Annotated in this window: 14 protein-coding genes; 8 read left to right on the forward strand and 6 right to left on the reverse strand. The window is 70.3% G+C overall.

Annotation, left to right across the window (positions count from 1 at the left end):
• Nucleotides 1-105: 105 nt before the first annotated feature.
• The 4 genes from EV382_RS02500 to mmsB all read left to right on the forward strand — a co-directional run bounded on the left by EV382_RS02500 (nucleotide 106) and on the right by mmsB (nucleotide 6,083).
• Nucleotides 106-1,761, forward strand: coding sequence for a glycoside hydrolase family 27 protein (locus EV382_RS02500; protein WP_130400029.1), 1,656 nt, complete (start codon nucleotides 106-108; stop codon nucleotides 1,759-1,761).
• 310 nt (nucleotides 1,762-2,071) lie between these two features.
• Nucleotides 2,072-3,214: a multiple monosaccharide ABC transporter substrate-binding protein gene (gene chvE, locus EV382_RS02505; protein WP_130400030.1), complete on the forward strand. Its 1,143-nt coding sequence runs from the start codon at nucleotides 2,072-2,074 to the stop codon at nucleotides 3,212-3,214.
• An 83-nt stretch (nucleotides 3,215-3,297) separates the two neighbouring features.
• A complete protein-coding gene (gene mmsA / locus EV382_RS02510) occupies nucleotides 3,298-4,836 on the forward strand; it encodes a multiple monosaccharide ABC transporter ATP-binding protein (RefSeq protein WP_130400031.1) in 1,539 nt (512 codons plus the stop codon).
• A complete protein-coding gene (gene mmsB / locus EV382_RS02515; protein ID WP_130400032.1) occupies nucleotides 4,833-6,083 on the forward strand; it encodes a multiple monosaccharide ABC transporter permease in 1,251 nt (416 codons plus the stop codon). Before mmsA ends, mmsB begins: the two co-directional genes overlap by 4 nt.
• A gap of 57 nt (nucleotides 6,084-6,140) precedes the next feature.
• Here mmsB and EV382_RS02520 read toward each other — a convergent pair whose 3' ends face one another.
• Nucleotides 6,141-7,520 (reverse strand): CBM96 family carbohydrate-binding protein, encoded by a 1,380-nt coding sequence (locus tag EV382_RS02520; protein WP_130400033.1) that lies wholly within the window; start codon nucleotides 7,518-7,520, stop codon nucleotides 6,141-6,143.
• 221 nt (nucleotides 7,521-7,741) lie between these two features.
• Between EV382_RS02520 and EV382_RS02525 the strand changes: the two genes are divergently transcribed.
• Both EV382_RS02525 and EV382_RS02530 read left to right on the forward strand, forming a co-directional pair.
• The gene (locus tag EV382_RS02525; RefSeq protein WP_244236511.1) at nucleotides 7,742-9,022 is read left to right on the forward strand and encodes an MFS transporter; all 1,281 of its coding nucleotides are present in this window, start codon (nucleotides 7,742-7,744) and stop codon (nucleotides 9,020-9,022) included.
• Complete coding sequence (locus tag EV382_RS02530; protein WP_130400035.1) at nucleotides 9,019-10,002, forward strand: TolB family protein; 984 nt, start codon at nucleotides 9,019-9,021, stop codon at nucleotides 10,000-10,002. Before EV382_RS02525 ends, EV382_RS02530 begins: the two co-directional genes overlap by 4 nt.
• A gap of 44 nt (nucleotides 10,003-10,046) precedes the next feature.
• On the opposite strand, the gene EV382_RS02535 is transcribed toward EV382_RS02530, so the two are convergent.
• The 3 genes from EV382_RS02535 to EV382_RS02545 all read right to left on the reverse strand — a co-directional run bounded on the left by EV382_RS02535 (nucleotide 10,047) and on the right by EV382_RS02545 (nucleotide 14,748).
• The gene (locus EV382_RS02535; protein ID WP_130400036.1) at nucleotides 10,047-10,985 is read right to left on the reverse strand and encodes an ABC transporter ATP-binding protein; all 939 of its coding nucleotides are present in this window, start codon (nucleotides 10,983-10,985) and stop codon (nucleotides 10,047-10,049) included.
• Complete coding sequence (locus tag EV382_RS02540) at nucleotides 10,982-14,020, reverse strand: FtsX-like permease family protein (protein WP_130400037.1); 3,039 nt, start codon at nucleotides 14,018-14,020, stop codon at nucleotides 10,982-10,984. Before EV382_RS02540 ends, EV382_RS02535 begins: the two co-directional genes overlap by 4 nt.
• A gap of 80 nt (nucleotides 14,021-14,100) precedes the next feature.
• Nucleotides 14,101-14,748: an ABC transporter ATP-binding protein gene (locus EV382_RS02545; RefSeq protein WP_130400038.1), complete on the reverse strand. Its 648-nt coding sequence runs from the start codon at nucleotides 14,746-14,748 to the stop codon at nucleotides 14,101-14,103.
• Between the two features lie 278 nt (nucleotides 14,749-15,026).
• On the opposite strand from EV382_RS02545, the gene EV382_RS02550 reads away from it, so the two are divergent.
• Together EV382_RS02550 and EV382_RS02555 are read left to right on the forward strand one after the other, a co-directional pair.
• Nucleotides 15,027-16,190 carry a peptidoglycan DD-metalloendopeptidase family protein gene (locus EV382_RS02550; protein ID WP_244236512.1) on the forward strand — a complete coding sequence of 388 codons (1,164 nt, stop codon included), beginning with the start codon at nucleotides 15,027-15,029 and terminating at the stop codon, nucleotides 16,188-16,190.
• A gap of 62 nt (nucleotides 16,191-16,252) precedes the next feature.
• A complete protein-coding gene (locus tag EV382_RS02555) occupies nucleotides 16,253-17,617 on the forward strand; it encodes an N-acetylmuramoyl-L-alanine amidase (protein WP_130400039.1) in 1,365 nt (454 codons plus the stop codon).
• A gap of 27 nt (nucleotides 17,618-17,644) precedes the next feature.
• On the opposite strand, the gene EV382_RS02560 is transcribed toward EV382_RS02555, so the two are convergent.
• Together EV382_RS02560 and EV382_RS02565 are read right to left on the reverse strand one after the other, a co-directional pair.
• A complete protein-coding gene (locus EV382_RS02560) occupies nucleotides 17,645-18,226 on the reverse strand; it encodes a TetR/AcrR family transcriptional regulator (RefSeq protein WP_130400040.1) in 582 nt (193 codons plus the stop codon).
• A gap of 52 nt (nucleotides 18,227-18,278) precedes the next feature.
• The gene (locus EV382_RS02565) at nucleotides 18,279-18,944 is read right to left on the reverse strand and encodes a hypothetical protein (protein ID WP_130400041.1); all 666 of its coding nucleotides are present in this window, start codon (nucleotides 18,942-18,944) and stop codon (nucleotides 18,279-18,281) included.
• Between the last annotated feature and the right edge of the window lie 8 nt (nucleotides 18,945-18,952).

Consider the following 18,952-nt stretch of genomic DNA (forward strand, 5'->3'; position numbering starts at 1 on the left):
TAACATGATGGGCGCTCTGTTAACGCTAACAAACATCGGCGTCAAACTATCGGCGTGCAACCGAAGATCATAGTCGCGGGCGGACGCCACCGACAAGGAGGTTCGATGAACCGCATCACCCGAGGTCGTCGCTGGGGGAGCGTGCTCGCGGCCGGCATACTGCTCGCCGGCGCCCTGGTCGGCCTTCGCGCCCCGGCGGCACAGGCGTTGGACAACGGAGTGGCGCGCACTCCCCCCATGGGCTGGAATTCATGGAACTCGTTCGGGTGCAACATCAACGAGGCGTTGATCCGGCAGACGGCGGACGCGATCGTCAGCAGCGGTATGCGGGACCTGGGCTACAACTATGTCGTTGTCGACGACTGCTGGTTCAACCCCAATCGGGACAGCTCCGGCAACATCCAGGGCGACCCCGGCCGGTTCCCCAGCGGAATGAAGGCGCTCGGTGACTACCTGCACGCCCGGAACCTGAAGTTCGGCCTCTACCAGGTGCCGGTCGACAAGACGTGCGCACAGTACTTCGGCTCCTACCCCGGCGCGACCGGCAGTCGGGGTCACGAGGTACAGGACGCCCGCCAGTTCGCCGCCTGGGGTGTCGACTTCCTCAAGTACGACTGGTGCTCGCCGGAGGGCAGCATCAACGACCAGGTGGCCACCTTCGCCAAGATGCGTGACGCGCTGGCCGCCACCGGCCGGCCGATCGTCTACAGCATCAACCCCAACAGCATCCACGCCAAGACCGGCCCGCAGCGCAACTGGGGCGACGTGGCCAACATGTGGCGAACCACCGAGGACATCACCAACGCGTGGGACACCGGCCAGACCAACGGCTACCCGATGGGCATCCAGAACATCATCAACGTGACCGTTCCGCTGGCGTCCTACGCGCGACCGGGTGGGTTCAACGACCCGGACATGATGGAGGTCGGCCGTGGCGGCATGAACGACACGGAGATGCGCAGCCACTTCGCGATGTGGGCGATCATGGCGTCGCCGCTGATCGCCGGCAACGACGTGCGCAACATGAACGCCGCGACGCAGACCATCCTCAAGAACGCCAACCTGATCGCGATCAACCAGGACTCGCTCGGGTTGCAGGGGACGCAGGTGTCCTTCGACGGCACCCGTCGGGTGCTGGCCAAGCGGCTCGCCAACGGTGACGTCGCCGTCGCCCTCTTCAACCAGGGCGGCTCGACGACGACGATCTCCACCACGGCCGCGGCCATCGGCAAGTCCGGCTCGTCGTTCACGCTGGTGGACGCGTGGACCGGTGGCACCAGCTCCAGCACCGGAACCATCAGCGCCAGCGTCCCCGCACACGGCACGGTCGTGTACCGGGTCAGCGGGGGTGGCACGGTTCCTCCGACGACGCCGCCGCCGACCACGTCGAGCGCGTACGCCAGCGCCGCCTCCGGCCGCTGCCTGGACGTGCCGAACAGCAACACCACCAACGGCACCCAGCCGGTGATCTGGGACTGCAACGGCGCCGCCAACCAGCGCTGGACCGCCAACGGTCAGACGCTGCAGTCCCTCGGCAAGTGCCTGGACGCGCCGCTGAACGCGACGGCCGGGTCCAAGGTGCAGATCTGGGACTGCAACGGCGGAACCAACCAGCAGTGGACGCGCAACGCCAACGGCACGATCAGCGGCGTGCAGTCCGGTCTCTGCCTGGACGTCAACAACAACGGTACGGCCAACGGCACCACGGTGATCCTCTGGACGTGCACCGCGGCGGCCAACCAACGGTGGTCGCAGCGGTAGTCGACCGGGTCCGTCGCCCGTAGCGGTCGCGACGACCCAACCTGGTTCGGCGGTAGTGCTGGTGCCCGCGGACGACAACCGTCGTCCGCGGGCATCACGCTGTGGGGGGTCGCCGGTCGTCGGAGAGTCGCCGTATCCTCACTTCCGGCCGATCGAAGCGATGGCTACGCTCGCCTGGATGCTCCGTTACGAGACCGTGACACCGGTATTTCGGATCAGGTGTTGACGCAAACTATGTGAGCGCTAACACTACCCGAAAGATGACAGTTGGCCCCGGCAGTCGGCGGGGGAGTCCAGAGAGGAGAACCCCGTGGGCAGGAAATTCCTGGTTGCTCTCGGCAGCGCGGCACTGGCGCTGAGCTTGGCGGCGTGCAGCGGTGAGGGTGCGGGCAGCGGTGGCACCACCGGCAGCGAGAAGCCCAGCGACTTGACCATCGGTGTGTCGATGCCGACCCAGACCTCGGAGCGGTGGATCGCCGACGGCAACGCGGTGAAGTCCAAGCTTGAGGCGAAGGGCTACAAGGTCGACCTCCAGTACGCAGGCGACGACATCCCCACCCAGTCGCAGCAGGTCGACCAGATGATCACCCAGGGCGCGGACGTCCTGGTCATCGCGGCGATCGACGGCACGGCGCTCAACAGCCAGCTGCAGGCGGCGGCCGACGCGAAGATCCCGGTCATCTCCTACGACCGGCTGATCCGCGGTAGCAAGAACGTCGACTTCTACGTCAGCTTCGACAACTACAAGGTCGGCGTCGCCCAGGGCACCGCGCTGCTCGTCGGTCTCGGCCTGCTGAACAAGGACGGCTCGAAGGGCACGGCCAAGGGCCCGCTGAACGTCGAGCTCTTCGCCGGGTCGCTGGATGACAACAACACCCAGTACTTCTTCAGCGGTGCGATGGACACGCTGAAGCCGTTCATCGAGGACGGCACGCTCGTCGTCAAGTCCAAGCAGACCACCCCCGAGCAGGTGGCCATCCTGCGGTGGCAGCAGGAGACCGCGCAGAAGCGGATGGAGAACCTGCTCACCTCGGCCTACAACGACGGTTCCAAGGTCGACGGCGTGCTCTCCCCGTACGACGGCATCTCCCGGGGCATCATCACCGCGCTGCAGAACGCCGGCTACGGCAAGGGCGCCAAGAAGCTCCCGGTGGTGACCGGCCAGGACGCCGAGATCGCCTCGATCAAGCTGATCAACGACGGTGTGCAGAACTCCACGGTCTTCAAGGACACCCGTCTGCTGGCCGAGCAGGCCGTGAACGCGTCCGAGGCGTTCCTGCAGAAGAAGCAGCCGCAGGCCAACGACACCGAGACGTACAACAACGGTGTCAAGGTCGTCCCGTCGTACCTGCTGCCGATCGCGACCGTCTACAAGGACGACATCAAGGCGACGCTGATCGACTCCGGCTACTGGACGGCGGAAGAGGTCGCCGCCGGTCAGGCCAAGAAGTAACCCACTCGTCGGGCCCGGCGGTCACCCGCCGGGCCCGACGCCTGGGCGCGTACCGCGTCCAGACCTGACGGAGGACAGTGACCATGGACGACACCATCCTCGAGATGCGTCGCATCACCAAGACCTTCCCCGGCGTGACCGCGCTGGAGGACGTCACCCTCTCCGTGCGCCGCGGGGAGATCCACGCCATCTGTGGTGAGAACGGCGCCGGCAAGTCCACCCTGATGAAGGTGCTGTCCGGCGTCCACCCGTCCGGCTCGTACGACGGCGAAATCCTCTTCGACGGCAAGCCGATGCAGTTCCGCGGCATCCGCGACAGCGAGGCCAACGGCATCGTCATCATCCACCAGGAGCTCGCCCTGGTGCCGTACCTGTCGATCGCGGAGAACATCTTCCTCGGCAACGAGCGGCGTGGCCGCAGCGGGCTCATCGACTGGAACTTCGCCAACGCCGAGGCGGCGAAGCTGCTGGCGTCCGTCGGCCTGCACGAGAACCCGGTCACCCCGGTCATCCAGCTCGGCGTCGGCAAGCAGCAGCTGGTCGAGATCGCCAAGGCGCTGTCGAAGAAGGTGCGCCTGCTGATCCTGGACGAGCCGACCGCCGCGCTCAACGACATCGACTCGGCGCACCTGCTCGACCTGTTGCGGGCCCTCAAGGAGCAGGGCATCACCTGCATCATGATCTCGCACAAGCTCAACGAGATCACCGCCATCGCCGACTCGACCACGGTCATCCGCGACGGGCGCACGGTCGAGACCCTCGACATGAAGTCCGGAGACGTCACCCAGCAGCGGATCATCCGGGGCATGGTCGGGCGCGACCTGGACAGCTTCTACCCCGACCGCGAGTCGTCCCCCGGTGACGAGGTCCTCCGCATCGAGGACTGGACGGTGCGACACCCGGTCCAGGACCGGATGGTCGTCGAGAACGTCGGTCTGTCCGTCCGCGCCGGCGAGGTCGTCGGCATCGCCGGCCTGATGGGGGCCGGGCGCACCGAGCTGGCCATGAGCGTGTTCGGTCGGTCCTACGGTCGTGACATCCGGGGCCGAATCTTCGTCCACGGGCGGGAGGTGCACGCGCGCACCGTCGCCGAGGCGATCGACAACGGCATCGCGTACGTCACCGAGGACCGCAAGCGCTACGGTCTCAACCTCATCGACGACGTGCGGCGCAACGTGTCCGCCGCCGCGTTGGACCGGCTGTCCCGCCTGGGCTGGGTGAACGGCAACGAGGAGATCAAGGTTGCCGAGACCAGCCGCAAGGAGATGAACATCCGCACGCCCAGCGTCATGGCGGTGGTCGGCAAGCTCTCCGGCGGCAACCAGCAGAAGGTCGTGCTGTCGAAGTGGCTGTTCACCGACCCGGACGTGCTGATCCTCGATGAACCCACCCGGGGGATCGACGTCGGCGCCAAGTACGAGATCTACACGATCATCAACCGGTTGGTGGCCGCCGGAAAGGCGGTGATCGTCATCTCCTCCGAACTGCCGGAGCTGCTCGGCATGTGCGACCGCATCTACACCCTCGCCGCCGGCCGGATCACCGGCGAGATGCCGGTGGCCGAGGCGACTCAGGAGAGCCTCATGGAGCTGATGACAAAGGACAAGGAGCTCGTCGGATGACCAGCATCAAGACCCCTTCGACGGAGCGCCCGACGCCCCCGGACAACACGTCCACCGCCGCCCTGCACAGCGGGACGAACGACCTGCGCGCGTTGGTGTTGAACAACCTGCGGCAGAGCGGGATCTACGTCGCCCTGGTCGTCATCGTCGCCCTCTTCGCGGTCCTGACCGACGGGGTGTTGCTGAGCCCCGGCAACATCACCAACATCGTCCTCCAGTACTCGTACATCCTGGTCCTCGCGATCGGGATGGTCATCCTGATCATCGGCGGGCACATCGACCTGTCGGTCGGGTCGGTGGTCGCGCTGACCGGCGCGGTCTCCGCCGTCCTGGTGATCCAGCAGGGTCACCCCTGGTGGATCGGCGTCGTGGCCGCGCTGGTCGTCGGCGTCGCGGTCGGTGCGTGGCACGGGTTCTGGGTGGCGTACGCCGGCATTCCGGCCTTCATCGTGACCCTGGCCGGCATGCTGCTGTTCCGGGGTCTCACCCTGCGGGTGCTCGACAACATTTCGCTGTCGCCGTTCCCCTCGGAGTACCAGCAGGTCGCGGCGGGATTCCTCAACGGCCTGCTCGGCGGCAACGGCTTTGACGCCTTCACGTTGCTGATCGGTGCGATCGCCGTGGCCGGCTACGCGGTCAGCGGCTTCCGTACCCGGGTGGCGCGGATCCGCTACCAGCAGCCCGTCGAGTCGTTCCCGCTGTTCGTCACCCGGGTCGTGCTGGTCGGCGCGGTCCTGATGTACTTCGCCTGGCAGTTGGCGCACGCCCGCGGGCTGCCGATCGTGCTGATCATCCTGGCGTTCCTGGTGCTGGTCTACGGCCTGCTCACCCGGCGTACCGTCTTCGGTCGCCAGGTCTACGCGATCGGCGGCAACCTGTCGGCGGCGGCGCTGTCCGGGGTGAAGGTCCGCACCGTCAACTTCTGGATGTTCGTCAACATGGGCTTCCTGGCGGCGGTGGCCGGTGTCATCTACTCGTCGCGGTCGAACGGCGCCCAGCCCGCCGCCGGCAACATGTTCGAACTGGACGCCATCGCCGCGGCCTTCATCGGCGGCGCGGCGGTCACCGGTGGTGTGGGCACTGTCGTGGGCGCGATGGTCGGTGGTCTGATCATGGCGGTGATGAGCAACGGCATGCAGCTGATGGGCATCGACCAGTCGACCCAGTCGGTGGTGAAGGGTCTCGTCCTGCTCGTCGCGGTGGCCTTCGACGTCTACAACAAGCGTCGCGCCGGCACGGCCCGCTGACGCCTGACGGTTCGAACGTGCCCCCTGCCCGCCTCGCGGACAGGGGGCACGCGTCCGTCAGTGGCAGGTGCCGGTGCCGCTGTCGGAGTAGGTCTGCCCGGCCACCGGCACGAACTGCCAGTCGTAGCTGCCGGAGTGCAGGGTGAACTTCAGGACACCCCACGCCGAACTGTTGCGCGCCTCGCTGTTGGGCTGGATGGTGCCGAAGCTGTAGTGACCGGCACCGCCCATCCCGGCGACGAAGCTGCGCAGACCCCGGCTGGAGTCGGCGCCACCGGACGGGTTCATCGGGGCGAACCGCTCGTACACGTGGTTGTGCCCCCACACCACGACGTCGGCGTTGTAGTCGTAGAGGGCCTGGTACAGCGGACGGGTCGACGTCGACGGCGCGTGGTTGGAGCTGGACGTGAAGAGCGGGTGGTGCCAGTACGCGAGCGTGCACGGCTTGCTGCTGGCGGCCAGGTCGGCGCGCAGCCACTGCTCCTGCGTCGACCCGGCCGACATGCTGATGTTCGAGTTCAGCGACACGACGTGCCAGTTGCCGAGGTCGAACGAGTAGTAGCCGCGACCGCTCGGGCCGGCGGACGTACCGAAGTAGTTGTAGTAGCCGGTCGCGCCCGACGTGTTGTAGTCGTGGTTGCCCGGCGACGGGCGGGTGCGGGACTTGTGCCGACCCCAGGTGGGCTCGTAATAGTTGGTGAACTGCGACGCCGTCCCGCTGTCGTACACGTTGTCGCCGGTGGTGAAGACCGTTCCCGCGATGGTGTCGAGCAACGTCGCGGTGGCGCTGTCGCCGGAGCCCGAGTCGGCGATGTCACCGGCACCGACGAGCACCGGGTCGCCCGACGGGGGTGGTGTGGTGGTCCCGGTGGTGACCACCAGTTGCGGGGCGTCCGCGCCACTCTCGCGCGTGTCGTAGTAGGCGCCGTCGCCGCTGGCCGAGGTGGCGCCGAAGCTGTACGTGCCGTTGCCGGTGACCGCGGCCGTGACATCGACCTCGTACCAGGTGTTGCCGCTGACCGCGCCGATCGTGCCGAGCGTGGCCCCGTCGATGGCCGGCTGGTTGTTCCAGGTGGTGCCGGTCTCCGACCAGGTCGTGTTGGACATTCGGCGGAACGTGCCACCGGCGTCACTACCGCTGTTGCCGCTGATCGTGCGCAGCCGCAGCTTGGCGCTGGTCACCGTGCCGCTGACCCCGCTCACCGTGAAGCGCAGGAACGAGCGCCGCACCGGTGAGTTGTCGACCACGACCTGCGTGGACGTGCCGTAGTTGGTGGCGGCCGTGTCGCTCTGCACGTAGGTGTCGGCGACCGGCGTGAAGGTCACGCTCGCCGCCGACGCCGCGCCAGCGCCGGTCACGACGACGGCGGCGGTCGCGGCGACGATCACCGTGACCACCCCGAGCGTCACCGACGGACGGGGAAATCGAACAACCATTCAGGACTCCTAAGTTCGTGGAGAGAGGCGCAAGGAATGTAGGAAGGTCGATGAACCGCCGGGCGGCGAGCGGGTGAACAGTGCGTCCCGGCAGGCGAACACCTCGGTGTTGGGAACTCGTTCACCGGCCCCTCGCCCGGATTCCACGCTCGGTCCGTTGTGCCCGCTCCACTGAGTACGGACGATGGCTGCCCATCAACCGTCGATCCGAGGAGATGCTCGTGTACCTGTCGACCGTCTCCCGACCGGTCACCGACCAACCCGGATCGGGTCCCCGACGCCACCGGTTCGCGATGGTCAGCGGCAACGTCGTGGCGCTCGGCACGGTCAGTCTGATCACCGACGTGTCGGCCGAGATGGTGGCCGCCGTCCTGCCGCTCTACCTGGTGCTGGGCCTGCACCTCAGCCCGGTGGCCTTCGGCGTGCTGGACGGCGTCCACACCGGCGCCACCGCGTTGCTGCGGGTCGTCGGCGGGTTCGCCGCCGATCGGTTCCGGCGACGCAAGCTGATCGCCGGCATCGGGTACGCGCTCTCGGCGGTCGCCAAACTGGGTCTGCTGCTCGCCGGCCGGTCGATCCCGGCGATCGGTGCCGTCATCGCCGTCGACCGGCTCGGCAAGGGTGTGCGGAGCGCGCCGCGCGACGCGTTGATCACCCTCTCCACGCCGCCCGAGGCGCTGGGTCGGGCGTTCGGAGTGCACCGGGCGATGGACAGCGTCGGCGCGTTCCTCGGGCCGCTCGCCGCGTTCGCTGTCCTGCTGGTCGTCGGGCAGTCGTACGACGCGGTGTTCGTGACCAGCTTCTGCATCGCGGCCCTGGCCGTGGTCGTGCTGGTGCTCTTCGTCCGGGAGCGGCCCTCCGGCGAGGTGACCGACGGACCGACCGGAGCGAAGGTCACCGTCCGCGAGGCGTTCGGGCTGCTGCGTGCCGGGCCGGCCCGGCGGCTGGTGCTGGCCGCTGCGATGCTCGGGCTGGCCACCATCGGCGACGGGTTCGTCTACCTGTTGTTGCAGCGCCGGGAGGATCTCGGCCTGCGCTGGTTCCCGCTGCTCGCGGTGGGGACCAGCCTGGCCTACCTGCTGCTCGCCGCCCCGCTCGGTGTGCTCGCCGACCGGATCGGTCGCCTGCCTGTGGTGACCGGCGGCTACACCGCCCTCGGCGCGACGTACCTGCTGCTGGCCGGCCCGGTCGACGGGTGGCCGCTGGTCGCCCTGGTACTGACGCTGTACGGCGTCTTCTACGCCGCGACCGACGGCGTGCTCATCGCGCTCGCCGGCCCGGTGCTGCCGGCACGGCTGCGGACCACCGGGATCGCGCTCGTGCAGACCGGGCAGGCGATCGCGTACCTCATCTCCTCTGTGCTGTTCGGTCTGGCCTGGCAGGCGTTCGGGCCGGAGACCGCGATCCGCGGGGCGGCCGTCGCCGTCGCCGGGGTCCTGCTCCTCACGCTGCTTCTGCTGGCCTCCCCGTCCCGCTCGACCACCCGGAAGGTGCTCCGATGATCGCGATGTCGACCCGAGCGAAACTCGGCGTGGTGGTCGCCTCGGCCGTGCTGCTGGGCAGCGTGGCGGCCGGCTACGTGGCCATGGCGGCGGAACCCGCCCCGACGCCGCCTTCGGCCACTGGCGACCTGACGGTCACCCTGACGCCCGGCCCGCGCCTGCTGGCGATCACCGACCGACACGTCTCGACCGTCGCCACGTCCGATCCTGCTGGGCCGCGCACCGTCGCTGGCCTGGAATGCCTCCGGGTGTACGCCGCGGCCGGCACCGGTGTCTGCCTGAAACCGGAGACGGCGTGGTCGTACCAGGTTGTCGTGCTCGACGCGGCGCTGCGCCAGACCCGGGCCGTCAGCGTGCCGGGTCTGCCGAACCGGGCCCGGGTCTCGGCCTCCGGCCGGATGGTCTCCTGGACGACGTTCGTCGGCGGCGACTCGTACACCTCCAGTGGCTTCTCCACCCGCACCGGGACCCTCGACACCCGCACCGGTGCCACGGTGGCTTCACTCGAGGAGTTCGCGATCACACGGGACGGCCGGGGCTACCGCAACCCGGACGTCAACTACTGGGGTGTCACCTTCACCGCCGACGACAATCGTTTCTACGCGACCATGTCGACAGGTGGTAAGCGGTACCTGGTCCGGGGTGATCTCGCCGCCCGTACGGTCGAGACGCTGAAGGAGAACGTCGAGTGCCCGTCGCTGTCCCCGGACGGCACCCGGCTCGCGTTCAAGGAGGCGGTCGACGCCGACCCGGCGAAGGGCTGGCGGCTGTCGGTGCTCGACCTGGCCAGCATGCGGGTCACCGCGACGGCCGAGACCCGCAGCGTCGATGACCAGGCCGCCTGGCTGGACAGCGGGGTGCTGGCCTACACGCTGCGCCGGGACGATGGTCAGCCCGACATCTGGAGCGTCCCGGCGGACGGGTCCGGCACGCCGACGCTGGTGATCCCCGGCGCCGAGTCGCCGTCCCCGCTCACCTGACAGCGACCGCGGGCGGCACCACCCACCGAGCCGAGCGGGGCCGTTCAGACGGCCTGGTCAGGCGGGTCGTCGACGTTGGTCACCCCGCCGTTTCCGGGGCGGGACGACGGGGTGGCCACGGCGCGCAGAGTGATCGACTGGTCGGTGTGGTCGACCTCGAACAACGTCCCGGCCGGGAAGGCCGCCGACGTCTCGGGTGGCAACTGGATCGTGCCGTCACCGGCGACCACGGCGAAGTCCCGGCCGTCACGCCCCTCGGCGCCCACCCGGCCGTCGCGGATGGTGACCGCCCGGCCCAGTTGGGCGCCCACCTCGCCGTCGTGGGTCACCACCACCACGGTGGTGCCCCGCTGCGCGTTGACGGTGGTCAGCGCGGCGAGCACCTCGTCGCGACCGGCCACGTCGAGCTGACTGGTCGGCTCGTCGACCAGGAGCAGGCCGGGCCCGGCGGCGAGCCCCTGCGCCAGCGCCGCCCGCTGGCGCTGCCCCGGGGTCAGGTCGCCGACCCGCCGCGCGCCGGCACCGGCGAGACCGACCAGCTCGAGGATCGCCTCCGGTGGGTCGAGCCGGCGTCTGGCCGCGCGCGCCACGGCTCGCTGCGCCAACCAGATGTTGCGGGACAGCGACAGGTACGGCAGCAGGTTGCGTTCGGCGCCCTGGAGCACGGTGCCGACCGTGGCCCCGCGCAAAGCGGCCAGGCCCTTGGCGGGGAGTCGGGACAGCTCGTGGTCGCCCACATGGACTCGCCCGGCGGAGGGCTGCATGAGCCCACCGAGGATCGCCACCAACGTGGACTTGCCGGAGCCGGACGGACCCACCAGCGCCAGCATCTCACCGGCCGCGATGCTCAGGTCCACGCCGGAGAGAGCGACCACGTCGCCGGTGGCGGTGGGGTAGATGTGGATCAGTCGATGGCAGGTGACGGCCACACCCTCGGCCGGCTGTGCGGCGGTCACCGGCGCGTCCTGCCGGGCGGCGGTCATCGACCGCTCCGGCGCCGCACCGAGGCGGCGATGATCCGACCGAGCACGACCGCGGTGAGGGCGAACAGGACGACGGCCGGCACCGCGGCCAACAGCAGCCGGTCGACGGTCGGCCAGTCGGGTATCGGGACCGGTGAGCGGCCGTCGCTGAACAGACGCTGCCCGCCCCGGGTGAGGAGCCAGATCACCAGGGTGACGAGAGCACCCGACCCCACCGCGAACGCGACCAGCCACCCGTAGCCGCCCCGCACGGCGCGTGGTGGCAACCCCTGCCGACGCAGCGCCACCAGCGTGGCCACCCGGGCGCGTTGCTCGGCGGAGGCCGTCGCCACCATGCCGGCCGCCCCGATCAGCACCCCGGCCAGCGCGGCGAAGACGTTGAAGCGCAGCGCCAGGGCAGCTCCCTGTCGGTCGAAGTCCGCTTGGACCTGGGGGATCGTCCGGTCGCCCCGCACGACCAGGCCCTGTTCGCGAAGCCGGTCGAGGACGTCAGGGGGAGCCGACTGCGTCAACCAGACCTCCTCGGTGCCGGTCTGGCTGGCGACGGAGAGTCGGTCCGCGTACTCCAGGTCGACGATGAGACCGGTCGCGCCGAGTCGCGGCAGGCGGTCGACCAGACCTCGAACCGACCCGTTGGTCGGTGTCCCGTCGACACCGTCGTGCGGATGAGACCGGCCGAGCCCGGTCCCCTTGGACCGGGTCAGGTAGATGGGCAGCGGGAACGGAGCGTCGACGACACCGACGCCGGCCGGCTTCGCCAGCCGGCCTTCCAGGATGTCGATGATCATCGCGGCCCTCGGTGCGCTCTCGGCGTCGAGGAACGTCGTATCCGGAGTGAGCTGCCGCCACCGTTGCAGATCGGCGAGTTGTGCGCCGGTCAGCACGACCGTCTCGGCTGCGCCCTCGGCCTCGGCCGTGCGCAGCTCCTCCAGGCGGATCTTGACGTCCCGGACCACCACGGGAGCGTCGATCTCGATCTTGACGAGTCGGCAGTCCCGCGTGCACTCGGGCACCTGGAGGACGTAGTTCTTCCGGTCGGGCTTGATGTCGTCGCGGGCGAGGACCACCCGGGTGCCGTTCCGTCCGGAGATGGTGATCGCCAGGCGGACCCGATTGCCGGCGAATGCCTTGGCGTCGAAGTCGGCGGAGAGCGCCATGATGAGCTGTCGACCCCGCAGCTGCACCGGCTTCCCCGGTGCGGGCGGGCGGATGTCCCGGGCGATGTCCGTCAGGGAACCGCCGTAGGACGGATGCGGCGCGGCCACCGTCGCCAGCCGATCGGAGTCCACTGCCAGCAGCGGTGTGCCGGCCCCGGCGGGCGTGCCCGACACCACGGCTGCCATCGCGAATCCGCCCTCGGGGTCGACAGCCCGCACGGCTGCCAACAGGTGTGCACGCGACGCCGCGTCGACCTCGACGACGCGGGGTGCGCCGGACTCGACGACCGACCGGTCGCGGTAGGCGACCGAGGCGACCTCGCTCGTCGCGACGGTGAAGGCGAGCATGGCGACGGCCACGGTGAGCAGGGCGATCAGGGGCCGGAACCGTGGTTGCCGGGCCACCTGCACCAGGGCGAGGCCGACCGCTGTGCGGCCACGCGCGAGCAGCGCCGCACCCACCGCGGCGCCGGCGAGCATCGCGACCCGTGCCAGCAGCACACCTGCGGCGAGCGCTCCGGCGATCGGTGCCACCAGGGCCAGGCCACTGGGCGATCCGCCGGAGCGCAACTGCACCACGGCGGCCACGGCGATGGACACCGCGACGACGTCGCCGATGGTCGCTCGCCACCCTCGTACCCGGGCCGGCACTCGGCGTAGCAGGTCGACGACCGGCGCGGACATCATCCGAGCCTGGGCCAACAGCACTGCGGCGAGCGCGCCGACGGCGCCGATGGTGGCGAAGACGATTGTTGTCGCGTCCACCGCGACGTCGGCGTGGGTCGGGAGGGCCCGCGCGGCGAGCAGGTCGGCGGCGGCCAGACCCGCCAGGCAGCCGAGGGGAATCGCGACCAGGACGGGCACGGCGTGCTCGCCGATCGCCAGCGCCCACAGTCGTCGGCGCTGCACGCCGCGGAGCACGAGCAGGCCCTGCTCCGGTCGCCGCTGGTCCGTCGCGGAACCGACAGCGACGAAGAGCACCAGCCAGCAGAGCAGGACGAGCAGCCCCGCGCCCAGCGCCACGCCGTCGGCCAGCTGGTCGCGTTGCAGCGTGACGCGATCCAACAGACTCGGCAGGCTGTTGCCGGCTCCGTAGCCTTCACGGCCCCCGTCGCGCTCCAGCACCGCGATCGTCGCCCGCAGGTCCGGCACGGATCGGCCGTCCAGCAACCGTTCGGTGGCGTAAAGATCGGCGGTCGACCGGAACAGGATCACGTCGTCGTCGACGAGGGGGGAGGACTCGGCGCTGAAGATGGCGTCCTCGGCGCTACCCGGGATCGACGTGCTGGTCGTGTCCGCAGCGGGCGGCCGGATGAACTCCTCGCCGAGCCAGTACGGATCCTGGACGTCCTGCGGTTGGTAGACGCCGGACACCCGCACCGGCACGAGGCCGAACGTGAACTGATCCCCGACGGCGACACCGAGCCGCGCCGCGGTGTGCGTACTGACCATGACCTCGGGAGCCTGACCCCTCGCTGTGGCCCGAGGGCAGGCGCCGGTCACGGTGACCCGCTCGCAGACCCCTGCCCGGTAGGTCAGGTTCGAGGTCACCCTGCCGGCGCGACCGGTGGCGACACCGCCACTCCGGGCGCCCAGAACGACGTCGAACCCGGCCGGCGTCAACTGACGGACCTTGTCGGCGAAAACCGTCCTGGTCGGATCGCCGGGCATACCCGCATGTTCGACGGGCTCGGCGAATCGCACCCGCCGCTCGTTCGGCTGCGCGGTGGACAGTTCGTAGCGCCACAGGGCCTGCCCGGCCGCGGCGGTGTAACTCGGTGCGGCCGCGGCGGCGGCACTGGCGAGCAACGCGAGCAGGAGCACGGCGGCGGCCTGTGCCCGACGGGCCGCGAGCGCTGCCCAGATGATGGTCAGCATTGACGGCGATGCTATCGGCGGAGCCTCTCGCCCGCCGCCCCGTGCGAGTGGACTGAGGCCTGCCGGTTACCGCAGGTCCGTCAATCGCGGACGATCTCCGCCCGGCCCTCGACGAGATGCAGCTCCGCTTCGCAGGCGGCGGCCACCTCCGGGTCGTGGGTGGCGAACACGACGGCCACGCCCCGGAGTGCCTCGTCGTGCAGCAGATCCAGCACCCGCTGCCGATTGCCCGCGTCCAGCTCGCTGGTCACCTCGTCGGCCAGCAGCACACCGCCGCGCAGCGCCAGACCGCGAGCGATGGCTGTCCGCTGCTGCTGGCCGCCGGACAGCTCCTCGACCAACTGGTCGGCCTGGCCGGAGAGGCCCAGCCGATCCAGCATCGCGGCGGTCTGCTGGCGGGCCTTTGCCGCTGCCACACCACCGGCGACCAGTGCCACCTGCAGGTTCTCGGTGGCGGTCAGGATCGGGGCCAGGCCGTTGTCCTGCGGGACGAGGACGATCCGGTGCTCGACCGCGTGGTCGCGGTCGCGGAGCGCCTGCCCGTCGACCGTCACCGCACCGTCTCGCGGGCGCAGCAGCCCGGCCATCGCGTGCAGCAGGGTGGTCTTGCCGGCACCCGACGAACCGGTCAACGCCAGCACCCGACCCGGACGGACCGTCACCGACACGTCCCGGAGCACGGCCGGCGCGTCGCCGTATCCGACCGACACCCGTTGAAGAGTCAACATCTGCGCTCGCCCCCTCCGGTACCGGCGTTCCGCACAGTGCCACGCCCTACCGCATCGCGCAATCCTCGTTCGGGGGTGGTGCGGCGCGCAGCCCGGCCGAGGCCGGCGCGGGCGCGAATCCAGTGATGAAGAAAACCTTCGATAGGTTCGTTGACTTCGACGATTTGCTACACAACAATCTTCGTCAATATCGACGTTTGCCTTTCGATTGTCACCCGGTGAGAGGCACCCCGTGTCGGAACCCGACGCCCGCGAACCCATGCGAAAGTGAGGCCACGATGAGACACGGTCGACGACTGGTCGGCGGCGCAGCCGCGGCCCTGTTGATGGTCACGAGCCTGATCGGGGCCGCGCCCAGCGCCGCTTCGGCCGTCACCCCGGCGCTCACCGCCGCGGTGACCGCCAAGCTGCTCGGCTCCGCCGAACTGTCCGCGGCCGGCGCGCGACCGGAAACCCGGGTCACCGTCAGCCGCACCAGCGGCCGGTGGGCGTTCGGCACCGCCGTCGCCCTCGCGCCCCGGCAGGAGGACGCCCACCCGACCGGGTCGATCTTCATCGCCCGGTCCGAGCCCGCCGGGTGGCGGATCGCCTTCGACGGCGAGACCGCCTTCGGCATCCTGGCCGCCGAGTCGCCACTGCCGACCGCGCAGGAGAGGGACGTGCTCACCACCACCCCGACCCCGATGTACGCGGGCGGCGACTACCGGACCGGGATGGCCCTGCCGTTCGGCGTGGGCCAGACGTGGACGCTCACCAGCGGCCCGCACGGCTGGGGTGGAACCGAATCACCGTACAGCTCGGTCGACCTGGCCGGCGGCGACCAGGTGGTCCGCGCCGCCCGGGCCGGCGCGGCGTACACGATGTGCCAGGGGTGGATCCGGGTGATCCACGACCGGGGCTACTCGACCGACTACTACCACCTGTGGAACAGCATCTCCGTCAACGGCGCCAGCGTCGGCCAGGGCGCCGTCCTGGGTAACACCGGCACCGACGTCACCTGCGGCGGCGCCGCCTACGGTCGGCACGTCCACTTCGGGCTCCGGCAGAACAGCGCGTACGTGCCGATCGCCGGGCACGACATCGGCAAGTGGGTGCTGGCCAACGGCGCCGCCGCGTACCAGGGCGGGGCGCGGCACGGCTCGGCCTGGGCCGGCGCCGGTGGCGGTCTTTACAACTACGGCGCGCTCGGCTTCAACCAGGGAGTGGTCGATGCGAACGGCGGCGGTGTGCTCACCCGACGGGCCGGCCCGGGAACCGGCTACGGCTCGCTCGGCTCGGTCGCCGACGGCGCCACCGTCACCATCTCCTGCTCCGCCAACGGCACCTCGCACACCGGCCGGTACGGCACCACGGCGCTCTGGAACCGGTTGAGCGACGGCAGTTGGGTGTCCGACGCCTACCTGTCGACAGGTGTGAACGGGCCGGTCAACGGCTGGTGCTGACGAGCCCGACCCCGAGGTGGGCGGCCCCGCGCCGCCCACCTCCGTCACCGCGAGGAGTGCTGATGTCCGCTCCAACCTCCCACCGAAGCCGCTTCCTGCTCGCCCTGACCACCGCCCTGACCGGAGTCGTCGCGGTCGCGTCACCCGCCATCGCCGACCCCGATCGCACGCCAGCGCCGGCCGCCCCGTTGGCCGTCGCGTTCGACACCGCCGCCGCCCGCTACGACGTTCCGCGCGACCTGCTGGTGGCGCTCGGGTACGCCGAGTCGCGGCTGGACATGCACGGCGGCGCGCCGAGCGCGGCCGGTGGGTACGGGCTGATGCACCTGACGAGCAACCCCGAGGTGCACACCCTGGACGAAGCCGCCACGCTCACCCGGCTCAGTCCCGCCGCGCTGCGCACCGACGCGACAGCGAACGTCCTCGGGGCGGCGGCCGTGCTGCGCGCGTACGCCGATCAGGCCGGCCGCACCGGCGCGGACCGCGACGACGTGAACGCCTGGCACCCGGCGCTGGCCCGCTACGGTGGCGCGCACGACCCGTCGGTGGCGCGGCTCTACGCGGACAGCGTCTACGACCTGCTGCGTGCCGGGTTCACCGGGCGCGGCGAGACGGTGCCGGGCCGACCGGTCGCGCCGCGCCGAGGCGCTCTGGAGCACCCCGGCGGGGTCGGCACGCTCAGCACCGACTACGGGCCGGCCGTCTGGACGCCGGCCAGCACCAGCAACTACACGGTGGCCAGTCGACCGGGCAGCCACCCGGTCACCCGCATCGTCATCCACACCGCGCAGGGCTCATACTCCGGCACCGTCGGCTGGTTCCAGAACCCGGCCGCCCAGGCCAGCGCGCACTACACCTTCCGCTCCTCCGACGGAGCCGTCACCCAGTCGGTGCGGGAGAAGGACATCGCCTGGCACGCCGGCAACTGGACCTACAACACCCAGTCGATCGGCATCGAGCACGAGGGGTACGTCGACAATCCCGCTTGGCTCACCGACGCGATGTACCGCGCCTCGGCCGCGCTCACCCGCAGCCTCACCACCAGGTACGGCATCCCGAAGGACCGGGCGCACATCATCGCCCACCACGAGGTGCCCGGTGCCACCCACACCGACCCGGGCCCGAACTGGAACTGGACCTACTACATGCAGTTGGTGAACGGGATCACCGGCATCGGCTCCGGCACGGTGATCGCCACGGCGTCCAGCCTCAACGTGCGCTCCGGCCCCGGTGTCAGCTACCCGGTTGTCGGCTCGGTCGCCGACGGCGTCACCGTCGCCGTCTACTGCCAGGCCGTCGGCAGCACGGTCACCGGCCCGTACGGCACGACGGCCGTCTGGAACCGGATCGGCACCAACCGCTACGTCTCCGACGCCTACGTGCTGACCGGCTACGACGGGTACATCCCGAACGTGCCGCGCTGCTGAGGGCCGGCCCGGTACGACCACTGCCGCTCAGGCGGCCGACGACGCGCCGAAGAGCAGGTCGAGGTGGGCGTCGAGCGCGTCGAGCGCCTGCGCGGTGGTGTACTGCCCGCCCAGCAGGTAGACACCGAGCCCTTCCATCAGGGCCAGCAGGCCCGCTGCCGCGGCGGAGCCGTGGCGGTCGGGCAGGAGGCCGGCGATGAACCCGGTGAACTGCGCGGTGTCCTCGTGCAGGCGGGGCGCGGCCGACGGTCGTACCGCCGTGTAGGCGAGGAACGCGAGCGCCACCCGCCCGTCGTCGCGGGTGCGCTCGTCCAGCGGCAGCAGCGCGGCGAGCATCGTACGCAGCAGCCGCCGAGGCGGGGGGTTGTCGCCCAGCCGGGCCACCGCGTCGGTGACCCGGGCCTGGCTGCGCTCGCGCACCACGCTCAACGCGAACGCCATCATCTCGTCCTTGGTCCGGAAGTAGTGCTGGACCATGCCGGCGGACACCCCGGCCGCGGCGGCGACGTGTCGGAGGCTGACGGCCTCCAGCCCCTGGGCCGCGGCGACCCGCATCAACGCGTCCGCGATGAGGGTGCGTCGCTCCTGATGATCGACCTTCTTGGGCATGGCCTCGATCGTTTCACAGTGCTAGGCCCGGTGACGCCGCCAGCGGCGGCGGTCACCGGCTGACGGTGATGCTCGTGGGGGTGCCCCGGGCGCTGCGCAGCAGGCCGTCCGGGTCGTCGGCGTACAGTCGCAGCTCGTTGGTCGGCACGGACCCGCCCCTGGGCAGGTCGAAGGTCAGCGGCCGGCGCAACAGGACGTCGATGCTGGTCTGGCTGCCGACCGAGATGGACACCACCCGACGGTCGCCTTCCTGCTCGACCTGCACGGACCGGCTCGACGGCAGCGAGCGGTAGCGCTTGCGCAGCGCCTCGACGTCCGTCCACGGGATGAAGATGTCGATGCCCGAGTTGAGCCGCACCCGCAGGCCACGGTCGCCGACGAGGTGGGGGTGGATGGTCATGCTGGCGAACAGGCCGATCATCCAGAGCAGACCCCAGGTGCCGAGGCCGAGCACGATCCAGCGGGCGGGCCGCCAGGGCACCACGTGGGTGACCACGACGTCGAAGATCGGGATTTCCACGGCCGAGAGACCGATGAAGATGCCCAGGATCGGCTTGACCACGCCGAGGTAACCGAACGGCTCTTCGCCGGGCTCCAGCGGTAGTGGGCGGCGGCGCGCCCACAGGTACAGGCTGCGCCAGGTCGCGGCCTCGGCCCGCGCCGCGCGGCGCAGTAGCGGGCCCACCCGTGCCCTGGTCGGGGCCTTCGTGTCGCTCATTGTCGTCC

The organism is Micromonospora violae, from assembly GCF_004217135.1.
GTDB lineage: Bacteria > Actinomycetota > Actinomycetes > Mycobacteriales > Micromonosporaceae > Micromonospora > Micromonospora violae.